The organism is Flavobacterium sp. YJ01, assembly GCF_029320955.1.
Lineage (GTDB): Bacteria > Bacteroidota > Bacteroidia > Flavobacteriales > Flavobacteriaceae > Flavobacterium.
Genome location: NZ_CP119757.1, coordinates 703,124 through 726,571, shown reverse-complemented (window position 1 = coordinate 726,571; position 23,448 = coordinate 703,124). Strand labels below are relative to the sequence as shown.

Here is a 23,448-nt window from a genome sequence, read left to right as displayed (position 1 = left end):
AGTGTCTCTCTTGATTAAGTAATCAAGAGAGGTTTTAATGATATGCATCTTAGTGATTTTCTGGACTCAGACAATGGGATTGCCTGACTGGTTTTAGGATGCTGGTCGCTGCCTCCAGTCACCTGTTTTTTAGTGCATACTGTGCTTTTGACTGAAAATTCCGCTAATTTTCATTGTAATTACTATATTTACCATATATAAAGCCTAATGCTACTTTTAGGCATTTATAGCCATGAAATGAGGTTTAAAAACAATGAAGGCATAGTTGAAATTTGCCAAATATCAATATGTTTTGTCATTTTTCAGTAAAGATCTGGAATGGAGAAAATTTTATATTTTTTTTAAACCTAGTTCAAATCAATGTTTCGGTAAATAAATATATTTTATGAGTGTTACTAAATCTGGCCCTTCGGGATACCATTACCAGTATTTAACAGGTCTGTATTTATATCTCTACTATAGAACCTTTAAAAGAGTTACAGCAGTAATTATTGACAGTAAAGGCAAGGGGGATATTTGTTTGGTCTTTAAAGAAAAAGGCTTGGATATGCAGTTTGAATTTGAATGCAAAGAAAGAAAACCTGCACTTAATGAAAATTACTTCTTAAAATGCATTACTAAGTTCGATCCTTACAGTAATGATAGTTATGTTCTTTCAAAATTAAATGATAAAACAACGGAAGAATATTTTATTGTTACTTCAGCAAGAGCTGGGCAATTTAGCGAAGATTTGTCGATAATTGCAAATAATGCCAATCTGATAAAGTATCAGCAAAAACGAACTAAGACAGTACTTAAAGAATTTAAAGAGGCAGTCATTAAGCTTCAGGGGGACTCTGAGATGCGAAATAAATTTGTAGATACCCACCTCAAAAAACTAAATATTGAAGAAATTGAACTACTGCTTGATAAAATAACCATCATTGATCAACTTGACGCTTTTTCTATCAGAGAAAAGATTGGCGTTTTACTCAGTAAATCTAAAGTTGCAGTCTCACATCAGGAAACGTTAGTTCTTCAGTTATTAGAGATTATAAGGGATTCTTCAGGGACTGACTATAATATCCTGGACGATTTGAAATCCCTAATTGACCAAAATCTTTCGTTTCAACCTGAGATTTTGCAGCCGTATGTAAAAATCGGAAATGAAGATATCCTTCTTGGTGAACTGAAGAAGAATAAACTTTTGTTGCTTTCCGGTGCTTCATTATGTGGAAAGACTCAGAGATGTCATCAAGTAGTAAGAGAACTTCATAATGAATTTCCGGGATTTAATTATTTGATAACCTCAGACATACGGGAAGCTGAACAGTTCATTTTTAGCGGAAAACCAGAAGAAGGGCGAATCTGTTATCTTGAAGATCCTATCGGACAGCACCCTTCCGATATCGATTATGGCGATGTAAAAAAACTAGAAAATTTTGTTCGTAATTTATCTCCTAATAAGGACCATTACCTGATCTGTACCGCAACATCACAGCTGACAGATAAATTGTCAGAAAGCGGATATCTGTCTGCACACAACTGGCATGATTTAACTTTAACGGATAATTCAAAGGCTTTTGAAATATGGTCTGAATTGACAGATTCGGGAAAGAAGATCCCAGCGCAGTTAAATAAGCTAGTCAGGCAGGCAATTACGTTTTCGACAGGAAAAGATATGCTGCAGCCTGGACAGCTGGCATTCCTTTCCAGAGTAGTCGCTTATAAGTCAATTCCGTCAACATTAGATGAACTCAGACATTTGGCACAATTCAATGCACAGAGCATTACAGATTTGATTAAAAAAGATCAAAATCTAATACAAGCTATGGAGATTTTGGCCATGGGAGCTTCAACAAATTTTGGACCGTCGCAGGCTGATCTTGAATATATTGATGCTGATGAAAAAGATTATTTTCCAGGCATTAATAAAATTACTTCTTCTATTTCTGGTATCTCTATAGGAAAATCAGCTGATTATAAAATTGCTGAATACAAAGAACAATTAAGGGAAAATAAAGCATTCCTAAATTCAGTCTCTAATCTTATAGATTTAGGCTATCTGACGACTTATGGGGAACAATTTGTTTTTGCGCATCCTGTTTACCAGGAGGCTGGTCGTAAATTATGGTCAGGAAACAATCCTATGAGATTTACCGCTTCTCTGCAAAAAGTAAAAATGATAGTTGGATGTCTTAATGCAAAAATGGCGCTTCAGGGGGTCAAAAATTTATACTTACTATTTAAAAACACCTCCAAAGCCGATGATCATCAGGAGCTTATAACCATAGGAGAACTAGCAGCAAATTCTACATTTGTTACAGTCCGTGATGAAGCGGCTCTTTTTTTAATCTCTTGTTTTGATTATTTGAATGCAGATAGTAAAGACAGATTAAGGAGTATATTTGAGAGTCGATTCGAATCTGGGAGCACAAAATATTTCTGGAAGGACAATATTGCATTCGTGCCAGATTATAAGCATATCGAGGTTGGTTGGTTCGGCAATGAGTGTTTGAGCAAAAAGGATACTCAAAAAGCATGGGAAGATTTCGTGGAAGATCCTCGCTTATTACCAGTTGAAACTGCTGCCCTGCTTTTGAAATCACTGATTAGGGCCACTAGAACGAATCCCCAACCGCTTTCTTACGATATAAAAGCGATTAAAACCTTTCTAAATTATGACGAGGCATTTATTCGCGAATATGCGGCATATCTTTTGGCGGCCAGCATAAATGTGGATACTTTCAGTGAACTCAAGGAAATTTATTATGAAAATGATGCCTTTGTTAAATTTCAGCTTATAAAAGGGCTTTTTCGTTCATATCCTTATTTAAGGGATAAAGGCAGGCGAAAGGAAGTTCTTGATTTTATGCGTTCTATTTTTGATGACCGTTTCGTAACTTATGGTGCTGTTGCTTTTTTTACACAATTCTCAGCTGGTTATACCAGTGCAACATTTGACTGGTGGTATGAAATCAAACCCGCAGCCCGTAAACCTATGTGGTATTTGTGGGGCGAATTAATGCCTATATTATTTAAGTACCTGCCATCGGACATAAGGATTAATAATGGGCGTTTTCACAATACGCTAAATGAGGCACCTTTAACAGATAAATGCAAAACAGAGTTATTGGATGCATTCATAGACTGGTTAAAGCTATACTTTAAAGACCCCGATCGACGTTTCGGCCTTGATGATGTTTTCTTTTCTTTTTTTGATGAAACTTTTGAAAAGATCAATAGAACAAAGCGTTTAGAAATGATTAAAAGTTTACTAGAAATCGATTATGAATCTTTTCAGAGCATCATCATAAATCAGTTAGTGAGCAAAAATAAATTGTTGAATAAAGAAGAATTCAAACTGTTATTGGAGAAAATCCCAACCTGTTGCCAGACGGCAAAGTTGGTGGCTTTCACGAATAGTGAATCAAATGATGAGGTTCAAAAGGCTGCCCTAGGTTACATAAGTAACGGAAAGAATGCAAATGAGGTTATCGATATGATACCGGATAATTTAATGGGGAATATTATCTATACGACTTATCTCAACTATTCTATGCTGAACTATTCCAACATAAATACAATTTTATGGGATTCAGTTTTAAAATATTATTTGGAGCATCCGGAAAAAAAGAATTTCGTTTTAGCTGTACTGGTCTTTTTTGAGGATATATTTAAACTACAGAGTACTAGGAACGGACTATGGGTAGATCATGAAAAAATATTTGAAGCCATCGTAAAGGACTGTAGTGATACGAATTTAAAGTTTATATCATTACTGCTTATTCTTCAACTGATGAATGATAGATATGCGGAAAGTGACACATTTTTAGATACATTGTATAAAACTGAAAATCCAGATTTGATTAACTTCATCCAAAAGCATATAATTGATAACATTGAATGCATATCGAATGCATCAAACCTCGAACTTTTAAAGAATTTAATAACAGTGGAATCGGTTAATAAAAATTTATATTATGACTTATTCATAAATAAAATATTTGAACTAGGACTTGATTATACTGATGATGAAGAATTGGAAACTTCCACTTCAACAGTTATTAAATTTGCATTAGAAAGCAGGAATTTGCGACTTTTAAAGAGCTTTGATATTATTGAGCAATGGTATTCGATTAGAAAGGCTTCGCTAGATAGTAGACTTGCTGAAGTTATTGACGCTTCAAGGAATGCTTTCATTGAAAAATGCCAAACTCAGGAAGAAGAAATAGAACTTCAAATTAAATCTATTTTTGAAGAATGTGCAGGAAGGACTGATTTAGAGATTTATTTATAGATAGGTATTGATTGCTGATATTTCACTTTAATAAAAAAAACGATTTTTAATAGTCCTGCCACCAATCGTAATTATTGGAATCCGGAACTATGTCGTAAAGATGATCCAGTTTTCTCGCAAATAATCTTCGTAAATTGTTTCCAATTTGGGTTTCAGCAGAAAGTTCGAGCAGATAATTATCAAGATATTCGTTAAGAAGCCTGCTTAAAATATTTCTGTCGACACGGATCGTACCGTTATCTTCGGTTAAAAAAATATGTTCATTACCATTGTATAGTCTTTTGGCGTTTATTACCCAATTTCCTTTTGTTCTTGCTTCATGCATCAGACCACATCGCACACTGCTGTAAAAATCTTTCGCTTTAAAAGGATCATTTAGAATCTTCACGCCTGCTGTGGTATATCTGTAAAAATGATTTTCAAATATTTTTTCAGTCTGAAGAAATTTTATGAAACAGTGGTCAGCTAATTTGTATTCGAATGAGGGGCTGTTACCGTTTTTTCTGTAATTATGGATTTGGCCTGATTTAAAAGTGGCAAACATTTCTATTAAGGCACATTGAATTGTCATTATCGTGAAGCCCTCACCTTTTAATATTCCTGGAACCTTTACTCTGTTTATGGGTGACAGGTAATAGTTTTCAATCCTAGTTCTGAATAGGTCTATGATATTTTTCCAGTCATCACTATAATCATAATTATTGTTAAGGTTTGTTCTTATACTATGCCATTGATTTTTGTCGAGAATCTGTTTTTCCATTTAAATTCAATAAGTGATTTAATATTGCAACGTCTTAAGAATATTATTTTTTTATTAGATCTAATAAAGTTTCAAGAAGAAACTCTACAGATAAATCAGCGTCGTGTTCACGAACCCAAACCGCAATCCATTTACTTTCTTTTGCAATAGATATCCCTCTGGCTTTTTCGAGAAGCATCTTGAAAAAAGCCGTGTCTTTGGGAGTTATTGATTCCTTTGTCTGGAAAAAGTCTAAGTCGATATCCAATATGTAATTCTTTATCCATTCTTCACGCGGGATGCAGAGATCGAAGAGGCTAAACCTTCTTTCTAAATCGGGACTGTTAATTATCGTTGATGGGAGGTGGTAAGATTGAGAATTATTGATGACGGGCTGTCCGTTATAATTTTCATTTCCATTTATGCAATACACCCGGTCAGGTTTGTTATGATATGAATCATGGCTGTACACAAGCGCCTTTTTTATAATACCGGCTCTGATTGCCGCATCTATATGTTCATCATGCTTCAAATCATTAATTATATTCCAATGTCCGCCAAACATTTCTGAAAGCAGTCTGGATTGTTCTTGATCCCACTCTTCTTGTGATTTCCATCGCTTTCCTGAATATGATATTGTGTCCAAGAATCCTTGGAAGGCTCTGTGAAGATCGGTGTGATGATCAAATGTTAGAAGATATGGCTGCTCATCTCGAAATTGATTCCAAAATTTGAGTACATGGTGGTGCTCCTCACAGATAAAAATCTGTTTATTATTAATTTCAAATTGTTCACTTTCCATTTCTTAAGTATTTTTAAAGACCCTTTAAATGCTGTTCAATAACGCTGCTTTATACATGTCAAGCCGCTCATTGCCTCTTATGGGAGATTGCCCTGAGGATGAAGGTATTATTTCTATCCTTATGGTCCTATTGGTGAATTTTAAAATCGTTGATTTAGGAAGTCTGCCTTTTGGAATTTTAAAGGTATATCCGTTCAGACTGCAATACTGATGCAGCCATGCTAAAGTGCTGCTGCTTTTGGAGCTGCTTGTCACAATAAGCGTTTTGATATTGGGATGGTTGTCGAGCAGACGGAAAATGTCTGTAAATTCAATAGGAAAGAGCGCATTGTCATTTGAACTGGTCTTCTGCCTATATATTACGGTGCAGATATCTGCAATACCAAGCCCCAATTTTGCCAAAACTTGTTTTCTTAATTTTACAGGATCCTTTTCTTGCGAATCTTCTGAGCCTAAACCTGCAATATCAAATAAAATCTTCCAAAATTCATTATTAGGATTAGGATAGTAAAATTTATAACTTCCTCTGTTTCGCTCATGCGTGGGAAAGGTGCCTAATATTATTTTATCAGCCTTTTTTGGAACAAATGGCTGCCACGGGTGTATCTCTTGTGCAAATGTATTTTTGGTAATATAATCCATAAAGATAATGGTTATTAATTTATTATATGATTTCTAATAAGATTTTTATTTAGTTTATAATCCACAATGACCTGAGTAAATCTATTCTGTTCCATTACATTCAGACCTGGAACGAGAAACTGATATGATATCTGTCCGTTAAAAAGGCTGATCCGTGCACTTAAGAATGTTTTTGTCTGATAAAGAAATATATTATGAGTGTTGACTCCAGAATCAAGGATGCTGTTTTTGCGCTCAAGGCCGGCTGAAAATTTTTTGTCTCCCGTGTTGACAAAATCTAAATAGGGCTGCATTACCATCTGGGATCTGGCAGCAGGGTAATAATGGAAGATTGTGTTTAAGGTAATTTTCACCAGTGCCTGTTCACTTTTTTTGGAGTCGAAATTGAAACCAACTGAAATTTCCTTCATATTTTCAGTATTAGGAGCATAAGAAGTCATTAGCCTTTTGGAATCACTGAATTTAAGGAGTGCCAGAATAAATTTTACTGCATCTTTCTTTGTTCTTGCCCTGATTTTTAAATTTCCACTGTCGTCAAGATATATCCGAGGATCCATGAATTTATGCAAATGATGTGAATTTGGAATCTGATTTAGAAAGATTTCATTTTTTATTTTCAGTTGTTCCGAAAAGCTCGTAGGCGAATATTTATTATCTATTTTTTCAATCTGAACAAATTCAGGTGCCTTCTGCTTGGATTCAGGAAGTTTTATGACAATGCGCAAGTTACTATATTTCCATGCCTTAAATTTCTTCATTAGGGTATTGAGATTATCGAGCTGGTCAGTTTCAACATAAAAAACATCATTAATCTGCATGATTTGCGGGCGAATGTAAACCTGCATACTTTCAGACTGTCCCACTTCGTAAACCACTTTTGTGATATCATCTTGACAGAGGAGAATAGGGGCTTTGAAAGCTGAAACTGCGTTTCGGGATTTATTTCCAACAATCCCCTGGCAGCTTCTCATTAAGGCAACAGGAGATTTCTGATAAAGCTCCCTTTCAAGATTAGAAAATGCACTGTTGCAGGAACTGCATACGCATTCCATCATGATGTTTTCTCCTCCCAAACCGAGAGGAAAAACATGTTCCGTATTTTTATCATAATTTGAATTACAGTAAATGCAGGTATACATGGCAGAATTTTAAATTTTTCAAATTTTAATCCACAGTATTTTGCAGCAATAAAATTCATTTAGTATTTATGTGAATGCTCTATTACGATAAGTTGCATAACACTTTTTCTAATTGTATAACAGACTGGATCCATTAAAGATAACTGCGTTAACAAATTTAGGCAATAAATTTTAAGACTATCAGAGTTTAAATTAAAAAGAAGAACATTTCTTATCGTCTATTTTACAAGAATATTGGAGACTATGACTAGATCAAGGCAGCATATTTAGTATAAAAATTTTATTTCTTTTTTTTGATAACTAAATGAGACAGGGCAGGGTCATGCAAAAGACGCTCCATTTCTGAATTTACAATTTCGGATATGTCTTCTTTTATCTGCAGATAATTGCGTTCAATCATTGTGTTGTTTATAATGCGCACCGGGCTGATTCCGTGATATGAGTCTTCTTCTTTTTTAAGCTGCTCGTGATCATTTATTATTTCGGAATGGAATGTTTTCAACTCAATTTTACAGTCGGGATTATCGGCTGTAATGCCGACAAATTCGCCAGAGCTCAAACAGGAAATCTTCGAGGAAGGCACGGCAGCTTCCAATTGTTTTGACCTGCTGATGGAGGTGTCCGAGCTGTTTATCGAAATACTCTCACGGTCCTGCATTATTTTTCCAAAACGTTCAGATAGCTGTTTTGCGGTATCGCCATTGACCTGTCCGCTGATGATATTTCCGGTGATATTGAGTATGACATCCGCCTGCTCTCGGCCATAATCCTTACGCAGCTGGCTGAAGTCCTGAATCCCCAAACAGGTGCTTACTTTATTGCTTCGGGCTGTAGCTATAAGACTGTCCATATTATTGAGATAGATAGTTGGGAATTCATCAAATATAATGCTGCTTTTAATCCTGTCTTTCTGGTTTACCTGCTTGATGAGCCTGCTGACATAAAGCGAAAGTACTGCACCATAGGTCTGGATTTTAAGTGGGTTGTTTCCCATGCATACGATCTTAGGATCTTCAGGATTATTAATGTCAAGTGTGAAGTCATTTCCAGAGAGCACATAATAAAGCTGTGCACTGGAAAGCCTTGCCATTGATATCTTAGCTGAGGCTATCTGGCCCTCCAGCTGCTCCATGACATTCTGAAGGTAGGCACTGACAAATGGATCTATCAGAATCTCTATTTCTTTTTCAGTTCTCAGCAGCGTAAAAAGGCTGTTATATTCAACCTGCATGAGTTCAATTACATGAGGCAGGGTGCAGAACTCGCCGTTATTGTATTTACGCAGATACCATATTACAGCAGTAAGAAAATTGATAGGAGATTCAACGAAAAAGTCTCCTTGCTTTTTTATCCATTCACGGTTTAATCCCAAAAGAATAGTGCGTGCTGATTCAGCCGCATCTGTAATGTCGTCCATTGATTTTGGGTCAAGGGGATTGCATCTGTGCGTACGGCTCAGGTCATCAAAGTTAATTACATAGAATTTCGGTTCAACCTTGTATAAATGCCTGTTCTCAAGCCAAGTATTATAGGTTATTATGCTGAGGTCATCAAACTTAAAATCATATACAAACATTGAGAAACCTTTGCGTATGTGCTGGGTTATGATATGACGGATCACGAAATAGGATTTTCCAGAGCCCGGCGTTCCTGCAACCAAGATTCCCCGAAAAGGGTTTATTATATTAATCCAGCTTTTTCGTACTTTGTTTTTTAAATTATATTGTGCCGGCAGGTTAATGGAATATTCATTTTCAAGGAGCCTTTCTTCCTGCGGAAATGTTTCATTTTCCCTGTTGAAAATGTCCTTGCGACTGAGATTTCTTCTTATGATTCTAGAAAGCAGTGTTCCCCCTGACAGCAAGAGCAGATATCCAGCAGCAGTGAACAGCATATAGAGAACAAGTTTGTTTTCCACATTGGACTGCATGAAGAGAAAAAAGTAACTCAAAAAATAAGACAGAAATCCCAAAGCAATATAGCAAAAAGCAGTTTTGAAGCCCAGCTTTTCATTTTTTCTGCCCTTTGCCCCAAGCAGGGAAATGCATAAAAATGCCATAGAAAACAGTTTGGACAAATGAAAATAATCAAAGAGTCCCGTGCGAAAAATATTGGCTAATATTTGATCGGCAAAACTGCCTGCAAGTCCCCATATTTTAAACACATTATATCCGTAATAATAGAAATGAAGACCTAATAATATAATGCTGATAAGCCTTGTCATATCCAAAATTTTTCTAAGCGCCTGTTCATTTTCACCTGTCTGCATAAACTTAGTTTTTTAGTTAATAATCGGACTGTCCTTTTCCTTTTTTTTGTTTCTTTTTTCTTTTCAGCTGAGAGGGAACAAAATCAGCTGAAAACTCAGGCTGCATAATCGAATCAATTATCTTCTGCAGCTCGCCTGCAGAAATAAACGACGTCTGCGATGGTCTATTTTTTAATGCATTATCTTCAAGATTTTTAACGGCGGCACTGCCTGTGCCGAAACTTTTGATACTGCAGCGTTCTTCGATGCCAGAAGCTGAGTAAGACTTTCCTAGAGAGCTTCCGTTAGAAACACATTTTGTTTTATGGTCTATATAGGTTAAGCCATAAAGAATGCCCTGTTCATTTCTTCGTTCAACGGTCTTGATTCCTTCTTTTATCAGAATTCTGTCAAGATCAAAAACTGACTTTATTCTGTTCTGCATAAAGGCGAGATCAACTGCATTTTTTGCTCTTTTTAAATGAGGATTGCGAGATGTTTTATTTACAGCAAATTTTAATTCCAGATTTTTAAGGGTGGGTTTCATGTAAAAACTGCTGGCTTTTAAGGGAACACCCACAGGATGTTTTTCATCGTTCAGGATCTGGTAAGCGAGACCTTTATGGAGAAACATTCTTGAATCTTTACTGCCCTGCACGGCGGTAACATTGTAGAGATTCAAGACTGCATTTAATTCTCCTATTGTGGTATATTTATAATTAGGAATTACTGCGTTTAATACAGCAGTAATTGCTTTTTTAGTTTCAGCTGTTCCATACTTTATAACACTGCTTTGCGCAGGTTTTATTTTCAGGATCTTTTCCTTTTGGCAGGACTGTGCAGGAACCAGATTGAATGCCTTTTCAATTTCTTTACGAGCTGTTTCAGATTGGTTCCTGCCTATGTTCTGCATGTCAATTCTCTTTCCGTCAGACTTCACTTTTACAGAGACGATATGGATGTGGGGATGTCCTGCATCATGATGCTGGTACACCAGATATGGCTGGAATCCGAACCCGATGTTTTCCATATAGGAATGCGCAATTTTCATCAGCTTTTCTTTAGGAATATTGTTATCAGAGGAATCAAAATTGAGTGAGATGTGCACACTTCCGCGCTTGACATTAGTATTTAATTCCAGCTGTTTTAAAAGAAGTTTCAGCCTTGAATCTTTGTGAAGCTCGGAGGCTTCTACAGGATAATTTCCTTCTCCTATAAGTATTGCTTTTCCTGCTTCTACTTTATTTTCATTGTAATTGAAAATGCTTCTGACCGATGGACCTGTGTTTATGACTGCAACCATTTTTCTGCAAGATTTCGGATAGTCATTCTAATATCTTCAATAGAACTGAAAAGCATTTTTTTATCTGTTTCAAAACCCATAATCCACATTTTGAAATCAGTAATATGTGAAAGGGAGTGCAGCTTTTTCACTGCCTGATTAAAATTATTTCCAATGGGATTCAGCTCTGTTCTGAGTCTAGTTAATTCAGCTATCATCTCATCAAGAGATTCGTTTCTGTATTTTAAAACAACAGGTTTTCGGAGCAGATTTTTTCGGGCAAAATCACTCAGTTTTGGGCAGAGAGAGTCTGCAAAATATTTGTGCAGGATCTTATATTCCTCCTCATTTAGCCTTAGATGAAGCCATCTGTTTCTGTTTTTTTTCTCGTCTTCCATCATTTTTCCTTTTCATTCAACATTACAAATCTTCCAGTTTTCACTGCCAGCGAGTTCCGAGCAGAGAGGCAGCAAGATATCGGTTGTGATACAACCGGACATCTTGCAGATTGCAGGAACGTGGCAATCTTTCGGAGCCTGAATAAAAAACTCAGACTTCTTTCAAATACTCAGACGAATTTATGCAGGAAAATCCAATGCATCCCATCATAGGTAAATTTTGCTTATGATGCTTTGATGCATCATTGCTAACTTTAGGCTTTGATTTATTAATTTAAAAATGCTGAAATTATGAGTGCAAAGAATTATGCAGCCAAGGTGTTTGATACTGTATTGAGCATCCCTGGAATGAGTGAGCCGGTGAAGATTGATTTGAAAATTTCACGCAAAAATGTACTGCTTTTATCCCACTTTATAGAAAGGGGATTGCTGCTGGAAAAGGATGAAAGTAGTCTCATGGGAAGCATAGCACAGGACGAAATTACCGAACTAAAAAACATCTCGCAGGAATGCCTTCAAAAGGCTGGCCTTGTCGAACTCAATCAAAAGCTTTTGACTTTTATCGAAGACGGTAAGGTATAAATAGGAGAAACTGAAAAAACTCGAAAATGCTTTATGGATTTTTAATCTGTAGAGCATTTTTTTATTATTTAAGAGTTAAAAATGAAACTGGTATAGTTTTGATGTTTATTGGTTTGTTTTTGATGTTTTTTCTTTCAATTTGCTGATTTACATTTGTTTTATATTAAAATAAAATTTGCCGAAGACATGGAAAACTCTAGAATTAACAACAATATAGTTTCTATCGTTAGCTTTTTATTTATACTACTATTTGTGTACGCAGCTGTAAATAAATTATTTGAGTTTGAAACTTTTAGGGTGCAGCTAGCACAGTCACCGCTTATAAGTGTTTTTGCGGCATGGGTTTCTATTTTAGTGCCTTTAATAGAGTTACTTATATCGTTGATGCTTTTATTTCCTAAGTCACGTTTTGCAGGACTTTATGCAGCGCTATGCCTGATGACTATGTTTACTGCTTATATTTTTATAGTGCTGCATTTCAGCTCCTTTGTGCCATGTTCATGTGGCGGAATCCTAGAAAAGATGTCCTGGAATGTTCACCTTGTTTTTAATTTCTTTTTTATCATTCTCGCTTTAACTGGTCTACGGTTTTATGATGATTACCAAACAAGAATAAATTCAAATATTACAAAGGCATCCAAGTTAAAAAGGGCTGGACTAATAATGTTTTTCAGCATAAGTGTTGTAATTGTTTTGTTCCTAAGCTCAGAAGAGATCATTCACAAAAATAATCCATTTATTCGGCGATACATTAAAAAGACTGTTAAAGCGGTTTATAATAAAGATTTAAAATTTAACTCGTATTATTTTGCAGGCGTTAGTGGAAGTAAAATTTATCTGGGGAATTTAACGGATCCTTTTGGAGTACTAAGCATAGACACTCTTCAGAATATGAGTGCAGAACATAGAATTAAATTTATTGATGATGGAGAGCCTTTTCGTAAGATTTTTGCAAAGGTGAAGCCACCCTATTTTTATCTGATAGATGGTACCGTTCCAATTGTTTACAAAGGGAATATCAAAGATTGGAAAGTAACAGGTAAAATAAAAGATATTCCACGTTTCACAGCTGCCGAACCAATAGACAGTGTAAGCCTGTTCTTACGAAATAATACAGGTCCCAATTCAGGCCATCAGTTAGGCATATACAGCGAAAGTTTTAAACCAAATACGAAATACTTTCCTGCGCTTTTGCAGAAGCAGATTGACGGTATTTTCGATACAGACGGGATGCTGCTTTATAACAATGATCTCCATGAAATGATATACGTCTATTATTATCGAAACGAGTTTATAATTTCCGATAAGAAAGGAAACTTTAAGAGAAGACATACAATCGATACGATCAGCAGAGCCATGATAAAAGTTTCGGATTTAAAAGATCATACTGAGCGCCGTTTAAGTTCCCCGCCATTTTTTGTAAATGCACTATCAGCCACTATTAAAAACCTGTTGTTTATACATTCGAAAGTTCCGGGACGCTATGAGGATGATCAGATTTGGAAGAGAGCATCAGTGGTTGATGTATATGATATTAACAAAGGAATTTATCTGCTGAGTTTTCCTCTTTTTACAGAAAATAATCAAAAAATAAAAGATATGCGTGCAACTAATACGCATCTATACATTCTCAGCGGTAACAATCTAGATATCTATTCCTTTAGGGGAATCTTGAAAGAACAGCTGAAAGAATAGTAAATTATAATATACCAGCGCTGGTTGCAGGAAAGAGATCAACACCTGCTAAAAAAGTAGATCGATGTTTAATTTAATATTAACTATTATGAAAAAGACATTTTTAAAATCGACCATGCCTTTTACTGCTGCGGTAGTATTAGGAATTTCAGGTGCGTTCTTCACCACCTCTATGCAAAGTGCATCGAAATTAGCACCTCGTGACGGTTATATCAACAGCCTGTCAGGTGTCTGTGATGTCCAAGTGCAATGTTCTGACAATAGCAATAATCCAATTTGTAAAGCAAATGGACAGACTGCTTTTGGTAAAGCGAATAATTGTGGGGAGACACTTTATATGCCATAATTAATTTAAATAATCATTAAAAGCAATGCAGTTCTAAATGAACTGCATTGTATATTTTATTATCCACGATTTTCAATCCATTCAAACGCCTTTTCATTTTTAAGAAAGTGATTGAACCACTGCAGTATTCTAATTGAAAGATCCTTTTGGTTATATGGATCCGAAAATGAATGTTCTTCTTCTGGATAAAGGAGCATTATATTGTTTTTCTCAAGACGATGCATTGCAAGATAAAGTTCAATACTTTGATGCCAGTCAACCTGCTGGTCATTTTTTCCACTCCAAAAAAGAAGCGGTTTGTTGATGTTTTCTACATTGTTCAGCGGCGAATTATTTAAATAAGTAAGAGGCATTTCATAAGCAGAAACTCCTAATCTAAACTGTCCAATATTAAACTTTATCATATGGGGTTTTCCGGTACGCCAGTTAATCGCATGGTAGAAACTGTTCAGATCTATCGGGGCAGCGCCAGCAACCGAAGCTGCAAATATATCAGTCTTACCTGAAATGTATGCAGTCTCATAGCCTCCAAAAGAATGTCCCATAAGTCGGGTTAGCGAAATTCTGAGAATTCTTTTCGAAGCTTCTTCATTGTGTATTGATACTCTCAGAACATTCCAGCTTGTGGTGCTTTCGATTTTAGGACCTCTGGTGTTCGGCATTGCGGTCTTTGACGGATTCCAGCATACCCTGACAGTCTGGCTCGCCAGGTATATAAACATTTATCTCTGGCTTCCCGTTGCAAACATTTTCGGCAGCATTATCGGGAAGATTCAGGAACAGATGCTGAGGCTGGATATCTCACAGATTAATACTTCGGGAGATACTTTTTTCAGCAGGACCGATATCGGATACTTAATTTTCATGATTATAGGAATTGTGGGGTACTTTACTGTGCCTTCCGTGGCCAATTATATCGTGCATGCATCAGGAGGAAGTGCATTGGGACAGAAAGTGACAAGCCTGTTTAGCGGATCAACTTCTACTGTGATTGGTGGTGCTGCCACTGGAGCAGGAATGGTAATGGATTCAATGGGAAATGCAGCAGGCAGAATGAGCCAGAGCATGTCATCTTCAGCAGCTGCGTCACCTTATTTTGAGGAAAAAGGAAATTACATGAGCGAGAAGCTCAAGGGAAACTCTAAAAATTAAAAGCACTCGATTATGTTTAGTAAAATGAAAAATATAGATACTGCTTTTCGTCATATAAGAGGATTTACCATGCTGGTTATCCTTTGCTGCGCTGCCATAACCTCTTATTCTATTTATAAAAGTTTCAGTTCCGTCGCTTTGATGGACGACAAGGTTTATATCCTCGCAAATGGAAAGGCACTTGAGGCATTTGCATCAGACCGTAAGGATAATGTACCTGTTGAAGCAAGGGATCATGTCAGGACATTCCATCAGTTTTTCTTCAGCCTTGACCCAGATGATAAAGTAATTAAAGCCAATGTTACCAAGGCCTTGTATCTGGCTGATAATTCTGTCAAGCGTATATACGATGATCTAAAAGAAAACGGATATTATTCGGGAATTATATCAGGAAATATAAGCCAGACTGTTATTGTAGACAGCGTCCGCATTGATATTAATGAATATCCCTACCGCTTTAAATGCTATGCCCGGCAGAACATCATAAGGACAACAATCATATTGAACAGAAATCTGATTACAGAAGGAACGCTGCGAAATGTTTCAAGGAGCGATAACAATCCGCATGGTTTTCTGATTGAACGCTTCAATACTCTTGAGAACAAAGATCTTGGAACAGTAAATCGAAAGCCATGAGAAGTCTGATGCGAAAACAAAGACAGAATGTAAAGTCTTCAAGGTCATATCTGATGATCAGATTCTGGTGGGTAACAAAAATGAATAGGCTGACTAGAGACCTTTCAAATTCACAGCTTAAGTTTTCAGTAATCATTTTTGCGACCCTTGGAACGATTTTATGTGTTTATAACGCATTGAGCGGTTTTCTGTCAGAAAGTCAAAAATCAATGAACATTGATGCAGTAAAAGTGCTTAAGCCAGCTTATAGTGATAAGGGAGGCCATATGCATTCTCTGGATCTGCCATTTAACAAATATGCTGAGAGATCCAATCTCAGCAGATATATTGACAGTGTGATAAATGCAGCAGACTTAACCGATTTGTCTAAAAATCAAAATTCCAACGCTGAAGATTTTAGCAGCAGTCCAAAGCTCAGGGAAACTAATTCATCTAACTATAAAAAATAAGATTATGGAACATAAAACACTTTTAGCCAGAGAGAAAAAGAATCGCAGTATGATGCTGGTTCTTCCACTGCTTGTTCTTCCATTTATAACCATGCTGTTCTGGGTGCTTGGAGGAGGCAAAGGAACAGAAAATCCAATTTCAACAACTGAAAAAAAAGGATTTAATATGCTGCTTCCAAATCCAAAACTAAAGGAAGATTCCAGTTTGGATAAAATGAGCTATTATGACCAGGCATCAATTGATTCGATAAAACTGCAGGAACAAAAAAAGAAAGATCCTAATTATTCGGTTGTTGCGGAAGATAATGATAATCTTGAATCAAAACGTTTTTTTGATACGGATGGGGTTGCATGGAATGATAAACAAAACGGACTGAAAACAGACTATCTAAAACCAGAGAATGAAAAGAAGATGTACCAGAAACTTGAAGCGCTCAAGAAAGCTATTGCGGAGCCTCCAAAAGAATATCAGAGCGGTCAGGATTTTAATGAATTTCAGTACCAGAAAATGCCTCACGGTGAATCAGCCGAGTTGAAAAATCTTGAACAGCTCATGGCAGCCATGAGTGCGCCTTCTGAGCCTGATCCTGAACTTGCCCAGCTTGGCGGTATGCTGGAAAATATTCTGGATATCCAGCACCCAGAACGTGTACAGGAAAAACTGCGTCAGAACTCAAAGCTTCAAAAAGGAAAAGTTTTTTCAGTGAACAGAAAAGCTGAAGAGCAAAACCTGAGCTCTCTTCAGACCAACAAAGTAAATTATGAGCAGTCAGCAAATTCATTTTATTCGCTTGATGGTGAAATCAAAGATGAACAAAATCAGAACGCAGTTGAGGCAGCGGTTCATGAAACGCAGACGATTGTCAACGGTTCTATCGTAAAAATCAGACTTGCAAGTGACGTTTTTATCAATGGTGTACTAATTCCAAAAAACAGTTTCGTTTTTGGGACAGCGTCACTTAAGGGAGAAAGGCTTGAAATAAAGATCAATACCATAAAATACCAGAATTCCATTTTCCCGGTTGAACTATCCGTCTTTGATATAGACGGCATTAAAGGCATTTACATTCCTGGAACTATAAACAGGGATGTAGCAAAAGCATCCGCTGACGGGTCCATGCAGAGTATTGGACTGGCAGGAGTCAGTGATTCTTGGGGAGCCAAGGCGGCAGGAATGGGAGTGGAGGCAGCCAAATCACTTTTAAGCAGGAAAGTTAAGCTGATAAAAGTAGCAGTCAAGGCAGGTTACAAAGTGCTTCTCTACGATGAAAAAGAAAAGAATGAACAATAACTTTAAACTAAAAGAAAATGAAAAATTTAAAGACACTAATTATCACATTTATTTTTCTGGCTGGTTTTTCAGTTTCTGCACAGTATGATGCTAAAGCCGAATTTAATAATATACAGCTTAGCTATTCAAAAACCACCAGCATTTTATTTCCGTACGCGGTAAAAAGCCTGGATGTCGGAAGCCGTGATGTTCTGGTGCAGAAAGCTAAAGGAGTGGAAAATATACTGCTTCTTAAAGCTGGAAAGCAGAATTTTCCGCAGACTAACCTGACTGTTGTAACATCTGACGGCAATCTTTACAGTTTCATTTTAAATTTTGATGATCTGTGTCCAACATTAAATGTGGATGCACGATTACGAATTGGCGAGGATAAATCGCTGCTGTTTTCCCTTGAGAACGAAAACCAGAAAGAAATAAAAGAATATGCCCTGCTTGCTTTATCCAAGAAAAATAAGGTAAGCGGACTGGGCTCAAAAAATGCAGAAATTGAATTTAAGGTTGACGGCATTTTTATTCATCAGGACGTGATGTATTTCAGAGTGTTTTTAGGGAATGATTCCAGAATTAATTACGATGTGGATCAGCTTCGTTTTTTTATCCGAGACCAGAAAAAATCCAAAAGAACTGCAGCTCAGGAAATAGAACTGACACCGCTTTTATGCACCGGAGAATTTAGCAGGATTTCCGACAAATCACAAACTACAGTAGTATTTGCGATATCTAAATTTACGATACCGGAAAAGAAGAAATTCACAATGCAGGTCTTTGAGAAAAATGGAGGCAGGAATCTTGTACTTAATATAAAAAACAGGCACCTGGTAAATCTTGAAATACTGGGTAACTTATAATCAGTACTAATTTTAAATGTGAATATTATGAACGAGAAAAATGTACAGTATCTGAAAGACCAGTTAAAATATACTGGATTCGGAGAAACTTTTGATACTGAATTAAGAGAGAATATCCAGAAAGGGGATAAGGACTTTAAATTGATGCATACCGGTATTATGAACAATGGTGTCCCTAACAAAGATACAGTAACCGTTGAACTGAATTTTAAAAAGTCCGACCAGAGCGATATGTATTTTTTCAATAGCTATCAGGTTAATCTCCAGAAAGAGGATAATAAGCCGGGATTGGAACAGACTTTTTATATTAATAATGATAATACCAGCATCACTCTTAAAGAGGCGTATAATTTGATGGAGGGCAGATCGGTCAATAAGGATTTAAAGAATAAGGACGGTGAAGCCTATAATTGCTGGATTCGTATGGACTTCAAAGAAAGTGACGACCGTGGAAATTTCAAACTTCAGCATTATCATCAGAACTATGGATATGATCTGGAAGCTTCGCTGGAAAAGCATTCGATAAAAGAACTTCTGACACCTCAGTACAAGGAAGATCTGATGAACTCTCTGAAAAAAGGCAATCTGCAGTCCGTAACTTTTGTGGTGGGAGGAGAGGAGAGAAAACAGTTTGTGGAAGCTAATCCCCAGTTTAAGACTATTAAGGTTTATGATTCTTCTCTACAGAGAATAAATGACCGTGAAAGCAAGAACGAGAAGCAGTCGCAGTCCAAAGGAAAGAGCGCAGACCTGGCTGACAATTCCGATGAGACCTCTCAGAAAGAAAAAAAAAGTAATTCCCGTTCAAAAAATGCGGGCAGATCGGTTTAAGGTGCTTAAACAAATTAAAACTGAGTTATGTCTTCTGAAAACAATCGAGTAGAAAATGAGATAAAAGTCTGGCAGTCCAAGGAAGAAAAATTAAAATTTTTATTTCAGAACAGCCCGCAGATAGAACGCTCTTTTGGCATAGAGAAACTGAAATTTTTTAAGATGCTCCTTTTTAAATATAAAAAGACGAAAGCCGTAGATGAAAAAATAACTCTAAGGTTTCTTAAGCATGAATTTAATAAATTGAAGCATCAAGTCTATCCTAATATCATTGTCCGGCTTTTAAATGAAGTGCTTAGTTCTGTTGTTTTTGAAAGGATAGATAAACAGGATTATCTTAGAGATCTGGAATTAAACAAGAAAACTTTAGAGGAACAGCTTATAAAAAGCGGTTTTCATGTGGCTTATGGCAAAGTATTGGAGCATATGCAGGAGCAGCAGTTAAATTTTTCTATTCCTGTTTCTTATCACATCTCAGAGAATGAAAGACTTGAACATTCACTTCAATTTGTAAAAGATGCGCAGGGGGATTACCAATTTGATGGATTCAGATCAATTCTTTATACAGATTCGTCGCCATCCAGACGCAGTACACATTACTTTAAGAATGAGAAAACTGAGGGCTTCAGCGCTGCAGAGGCATATGAAATGCTGGCAGGAAGAGCAGTGCTTAAAAGCGGGACTTGGAAACAATTTAACTTTAATGATAAAGACCTTAATGAAAATTATCGGATGCATGAATTTCCGCAGGCATATGGCTACAATGTCAGCAATGCTTTAAGAACAGTTCCTCTTAAAAATGATGATTACCAAACATTCGAATCCCTGGCCGATTCTTTGAAAAAGGGGAGGAGGGAAGAAGTTCTTCTTATGATACAAGGGAGAGAAATGAAGGTTTTTTTGGAAGCAAATCCACGCTTTAAAACCTTGAATTTTTATAACGACAGGATGCAGAAACTTAGTCTGGCGGAAATTAAAAACGGTTGTAAAATTAGTCCGCTGCTAAAGCCGCAGCAAAATATTGAGTTGCAGACCGCAAAAAAATCTCATCATATGTGATGTTTATTTATCTTATACAGTTATGGAAAATCTTAATCTTTTATCGGGATTTTTTCAGGCAATCGAAAATGACTTCAGAATCAGCACAACTCACATTGCTATTTTTGCCGCCTTGCTTCAATTTCGTGCAAGCAAAGATTTTGTAAATCCTATTCAGGCTTACAGCATAGAAATCCAGAGTATTTCTAAGATCATGTCTCACAAAACCTATCAAAAATGTATGCGTGAATTGGATGAGTACGGTTATTTGATTTATGTGCCTACAAAGAATAAGAACAGAAGGAGCAGTATTTATTTTCACTTGGAATAAGTTGTACTGAAAAAATTGAAAGTAGACAGAGTTTTGTTTTAAAGCAGATGATCAAATATTATAATGAGTAAAACCAGAATTTTATGGAAGAATTTATAACGAAAGATGATTTAAGACAGTTCGGGCTTTTCATGGCCGATACAGTGCGTACTGCTGTTGCGGAAGCATTTCAGCCAAAAAATTTTGAGCGGTAATCTGAGTGGCTGAAAAGTAAAGCTGTCCGTAGGCTGCTTGATATTTCTGCAGGCTCGGTGCAGAATCTTAGAACCTCGCAAAAAGTACGTTTTAAAAAGGTGCTTGGATCTTATTATTATAACAGGGAAGATATTCAAAAACTCTTTAGCGATGACAAAGATTAATAGATTAAAAGAAAGCCATATAATGAGCTTTTTGTGTATGTACGCTAATGATCCCAAACTAAATGTCTGGCACCTGTCAATTTTGACAGCTATACTAGGGTTAGGATACAGGCAGGGGCAGAGGAGGAGAATAAAAGTAAGTCGCAGTAAAATTATGGAGTTATCCCATGTGAACACTCTGCCAACTTATCATAAGTATTTTAAACAACTTCAGGATTTAGGGTATATTGAGTACACTCCATCTTATCATCCCGGCTATAAGAGCGAAGTAAAACTATGTAAAAAGAGGCTATCTCAAAATATTTGAGATAGCCTCTTCTAAGTTTGAATATGTCTTAAAAATATTTATCAAGAAGAAATGTTGTATTTTTTCTTGATTGCCTGGATTTCTTTTTCCAGTCTACTGAGAACAGCTAAGTCTGGTTTAGATATTTTCTTCTCAGTTTTGTTGAGTTTTCTATTCAGGAGTGACATTTCGCGTCCAATTGTAGCTTGTTCGGTTATAGCATACGCTTCGGTCTGCTTTACTGAGGCGTGCCCAAGCAGTTCTTTTACTACATTTATTGGAACATTATTATTTAATGTTACAGTGCTTCCAAAAGTACGGCGTGCAATGTGTGTATTTAATGTAAATGGAAACCCGCAGAGAATTGCAATCTCTTTAAGGTATTCATTCATCTTCTGGTTGGATGAAACTGGTAGCACCGTTCCGCGTTGAATGCACAGCTTATGATCTTTATATTTCTCGATGATTTTTAGCGCCTGAGGGAGCAGCGGAACATTAGTCGTAGAATTAGTTTTCTGTCTTTCAGACATAATCCAAAGGTTTCCATCGATGCCTTCTTTGATATCAGTTTTCTTTAGCTGGTAAGCATCTATGTAAGCAAGTCCAGTGTAACATTGGAATACAAATACGTCCCTGACAACATTAAGCCTGTCAGTGGTAAAATAGTGCCTTTCCAGTTCATACAGTTCCTGAGTGGTAAGCGGTTTCTTTACCAGTTTTGTTTTTCGCCCCTTAAAGTTCTTAAAAGGATCCTTTGTGATTAATTCCTTATCAATCGCGCGGATTACAATCTTTTTGAAATTTGCAATGTATTTTAGTGTAGTGTTATTGCTGCAGTCGCGCACTGTTCTAAGATAAAACTCAAAGTCCTTGACAAACTCAAGATTCAAATCCGCAAATTCAACATCCTCATTTTTAAACTTGAATTGAATAAAAGCTGTCAAATGGTTTTTAGTAATTGTAAACCTGTCAAGAGTGCCTTTTGCATAACCTTTTCCCAGAAGCGCCTTCATTTCATCGTTGTGTTTTTGAAATTCTTCCAGCACCTTAATCTTTGGTGCTGTTCGTCCGAGAATTTGATCCATGATTTTTTCAGCACTAATTGATTTACCGCTGTACATCATTTCTGTTTTGATTTCATTGATTTTAATAGTCAATGAATCTAGGAAGAAGTTTAAAGATTTAGCATCCTCTTTAGTTCCCACTGCGCGTTCTCCCTTTTGGTCCCATCGCGTAATGTCCCATTTTCTCTTTGTCGATGCTTCTTTTGGAATGCCGTCTACGGTTATTCTGAAATAAACCGTTCTAATTTTACTCTCTTTGCGGGGTATTTTCAAAAAGAAAACTAACCCAAAACTGTTTTCTAACATAATTCAGCTTTTTAGATTAATAAATGTAGAATTATAGCATCAAAAAAACAAGTCGTTAACCTCGTTAACCCCTTTGTTTATAAGGGATTGTTTAAAATTCTGTGGCACATTTTCCCGACACATGAAAGTGCCACGATTTTGCCACAGAGATTTTGTGCGGTTTTAAAAAATATGAAATGCAGGATGAAATAAAAAAAGCCTGCGAATCTTACGATTTGCAGGCTTTACCACGTTTTTTGCGGGTTTTTGAAAAGATTGAAAAACTTTCGTTTCGGCTTCTTTTACCCTTTTTGTGGGGAGAGCAGTATTGAAACCTACGAGGATCAATTTAACCTACTAAAAATATTATTATGGCGTTGCTTGGAATGATGCATCCTTTCTATTTCATCAATATTTTCGGCGCTGATATAGCATAATGAATATAACGGTAAGATTTAAGAAGAGATAAAAAAATGGGAGTTCCAGTTTCCTTTTTAATGATCAGGGAGAATTTCTTTCTTTCTTATTAAAAAACTTAGTTTTATTAAGAAACTATTCCTGCTATAATGAAGTTTAAAATGATTACCTTTCAGAATGGAAATATGTTGTTTTGTAAAATAAAATAAGAGGTTTGTACCATATTTGTACCACGACGTTGTGAAGTACTGATATACTTGGAATGTTATTTTTGAAGAGGTAAAATAATTCTTTTATATTAAGTAATTA

General features: G+C 36.3%; 21 protein-coding genes. 12 read left to right on the top strand and 9 right to left on the bottom strand.

Translation table 11 applies throughout. From position 1 onward, the window contains the following. Positions 1-385: 385 nt before the first annotated feature. Entirely contained in the window at positions 386-4,279 is a 3,894-nt protein-coding gene (locus tag P0R33_RS03260; RefSeq protein ID WP_276174205.1) for a hypothetical protein, read from the top strand. A gap of 46 nt (positions 4,280-4,325) precedes the next feature. On the opposite strand, the gene P0R33_RS03255 is transcribed toward P0R33_RS03260, so the two are convergent. The 7 genes from P0R33_RS03255 to P0R33_RS03225 all read right to left on the bottom strand — a co-directional run bounded on the left by P0R33_RS03255 (position 4,326) and on the right by P0R33_RS03225 (position 11,529). Continuing rightward, a complete protein-coding gene (locus tag P0R33_RS03255; RefSeq protein WP_276174204.1) occupies positions 4,326-5,039 on the bottom strand; it encodes a hypothetical protein in 714 nt (237 codons plus the stop codon). Between the two features lie 43 nt (positions 5,040-5,082). Next, on the bottom strand, positions 5,083-5,820 hold the full coding sequence (locus P0R33_RS03250; protein WP_276174203.1) for a UPF0489 family protein: 738 nt from the start codon (positions 5,818-5,820) through the stop codon (positions 5,083-5,085). A 24-nt stretch (positions 5,821-5,844) separates the two neighbouring features. Further along, complete coding sequence (locus P0R33_RS03245) at positions 5,845-6,462, bottom strand: hypothetical protein (RefSeq protein WP_276174202.1); 618 nt, start codon at positions 6,460-6,462, stop codon at positions 5,845-5,847. Between the two features lie 14 nt (positions 6,463-6,476). After that, on the bottom strand, positions 6,477-7,601 hold the full coding sequence (locus P0R33_RS03240; RefSeq protein ID WP_276174201.1) for an HNH endonuclease: 1,125 nt from the start codon (positions 7,599-7,601) through the stop codon (positions 6,477-6,479). A gap of 280 nt (positions 7,602-7,881) precedes the next feature. Beyond that, positions 7,882-9,870 (bottom strand): conjugal transfer protein MobC, encoded by a 1,989-nt coding sequence (gene mobC / locus P0R33_RS03235; RefSeq protein WP_276174200.1) that lies wholly within the window; start codon positions 9,868-9,870, stop codon positions 7,882-7,884. A gap of 16 nt (positions 9,871-9,886) precedes the next feature. Further along, a complete protein-coding gene (locus P0R33_RS03230) occupies positions 9,887-11,152 on the bottom strand; it encodes a relaxase/mobilization nuclease domain-containing protein (RefSeq protein WP_276174199.1) in 1,266 nt (421 codons plus the stop codon). Beyond that, positions 11,137-11,529: a plasmid mobilization relaxosome protein MobC gene (locus P0R33_RS03225; RefSeq protein ID WP_276174198.1), complete on the bottom strand. Its 393-nt coding sequence runs from the start codon at positions 11,527-11,529 to the stop codon at positions 11,137-11,139. The genes P0R33_RS03230 and P0R33_RS03225 overlap by 16 nt, the downstream gene beginning before the upstream one ends. Positions 11,530-11,820: 291 nt before the next feature. Between P0R33_RS03225 and P0R33_RS03220 the strand changes: the two genes are divergently transcribed. The 3 genes from P0R33_RS03220 (at position 11,821) to P0R33_RS03210 (ending at position 14,152) form a co-directional block, all read left to right on the top strand. Then, complete coding sequence (locus P0R33_RS03220) at positions 11,821-12,111, top strand: hypothetical protein (RefSeq protein ID WP_276174197.1); 291 nt, start codon at positions 11,821-11,823, stop codon at positions 12,109-12,111. A gap of 186 nt (positions 12,112-12,297) precedes the next feature. Continuing rightward, positions 12,298-13,806 carry a MauE/DoxX family redox-associated membrane protein gene (locus tag P0R33_RS03215; protein ID WP_276174196.1) on the top strand — a complete coding sequence of 503 codons (1,509 nt, stop codon included), beginning with the start codon at positions 12,298-12,300 and terminating at the stop codon, positions 13,804-13,806. 88 nt (positions 13,807-13,894) lie between these two features. After that, the gene (locus P0R33_RS03210) at positions 13,895-14,152 is read left to right on the top strand and encodes a hypothetical protein (protein WP_276174195.1); all 258 of its coding nucleotides are present in this window, start codon (positions 13,895-13,897) and stop codon (positions 14,150-14,152) included. 59 nt (positions 14,153-14,211) lie between these two features. Here the strand turns inward: P0R33_RS03210 and P0R33_RS03205 are convergent, their stop codons facing one another. After that, a complete protein-coding gene (locus P0R33_RS03205; RefSeq protein ID WP_276174194.1) occupies positions 14,212-14,814 on the bottom strand; it encodes a prolyl oligopeptidase family serine peptidase in 603 nt (200 codons plus the stop codon). A gap of 121 nt (positions 14,815-14,935) precedes the next feature. On the opposite strand from P0R33_RS03205, the gene P0R33_RS03200 reads away from it, so the two are divergent. From P0R33_RS03200 to P0R33_RS03165, 8 genes are all read left to right on the top strand, one after another. Next, positions 14,936-15,304 (top strand): hypothetical protein, encoded by a 369-nt coding sequence (locus P0R33_RS03200; protein WP_276174193.1) that lies wholly within the window; start codon positions 14,936-14,938, stop codon positions 15,302-15,304. A gap of 12 nt (positions 15,305-15,316) precedes the next feature. Then, positions 15,317-15,940 (top strand): conjugative transposon protein TraK, encoded by a 624-nt coding sequence (gene traK / locus P0R33_RS03195; protein WP_276174192.1) that lies wholly within the window; start codon positions 15,317-15,319, stop codon positions 15,938-15,940. 80 nt (positions 15,941-16,020) lie between these two features. Further along, positions 16,021-16,389, top strand: a complete 369-nt coding sequence (locus tag P0R33_RS03190; RefSeq protein ID WP_276174191.1) for a hypothetical protein — start codon at positions 16,021-16,023, stop codon at positions 16,387-16,389. Positions 16,390-16,393: 4 nt separating this feature from the next. Beyond that, entirely contained in the window at positions 16,394-17,680 is a 1,287-nt protein-coding gene (gene traM, locus P0R33_RS03185) for a conjugative transposon protein TraM (RefSeq protein ID WP_276174190.1), read from the top strand. Positions 17,681-17,697: 17 nt separating this feature from the next. Further along, positions 17,698-18,528, top strand: coding sequence for a conjugative transposon protein TraN (traN, locus tag P0R33_RS03180; protein WP_276174189.1), 831 nt, complete (start codon positions 17,698-17,700; stop codon positions 18,526-18,528). A 27-nt stretch (positions 18,529-18,555) separates the two neighbouring features. Next, positions 18,556-19,359: a hypothetical protein gene (locus tag P0R33_RS03175; protein ID WP_276174188.1), complete on the top strand. Its 804-nt coding sequence runs from the start codon at positions 18,556-18,558 to the stop codon at positions 19,357-19,359. 27 nt (positions 19,360-19,386) lie between these two features. Then, complete coding sequence (locus tag P0R33_RS03170; RefSeq protein ID WP_276174187.1) at positions 19,387-20,418, top strand: hypothetical protein; 1,032 nt, start codon at positions 19,387-19,389, stop codon at positions 20,416-20,418. 22 nt (positions 20,419-20,440) lie between these two features. Beyond that, positions 20,441-20,728, top strand: a complete 288-nt coding sequence (locus P0R33_RS03165; protein ID WP_223704642.1) for a hypothetical protein — start codon at positions 20,441-20,443, stop codon at positions 20,726-20,728. Between the two features lie 707 nt (positions 20,729-21,435). Here P0R33_RS03165 and P0R33_RS03160 read toward each other — a convergent pair. Beyond that, complete coding sequence (locus P0R33_RS03160) at positions 21,436-22,743, bottom strand: site-specific integrase (protein ID WP_276174186.1); 1,308 nt, start codon at positions 22,741-22,743, stop codon at positions 21,436-21,438. Positions 22,744-23,448: the final 705 nt, after the last annotated feature.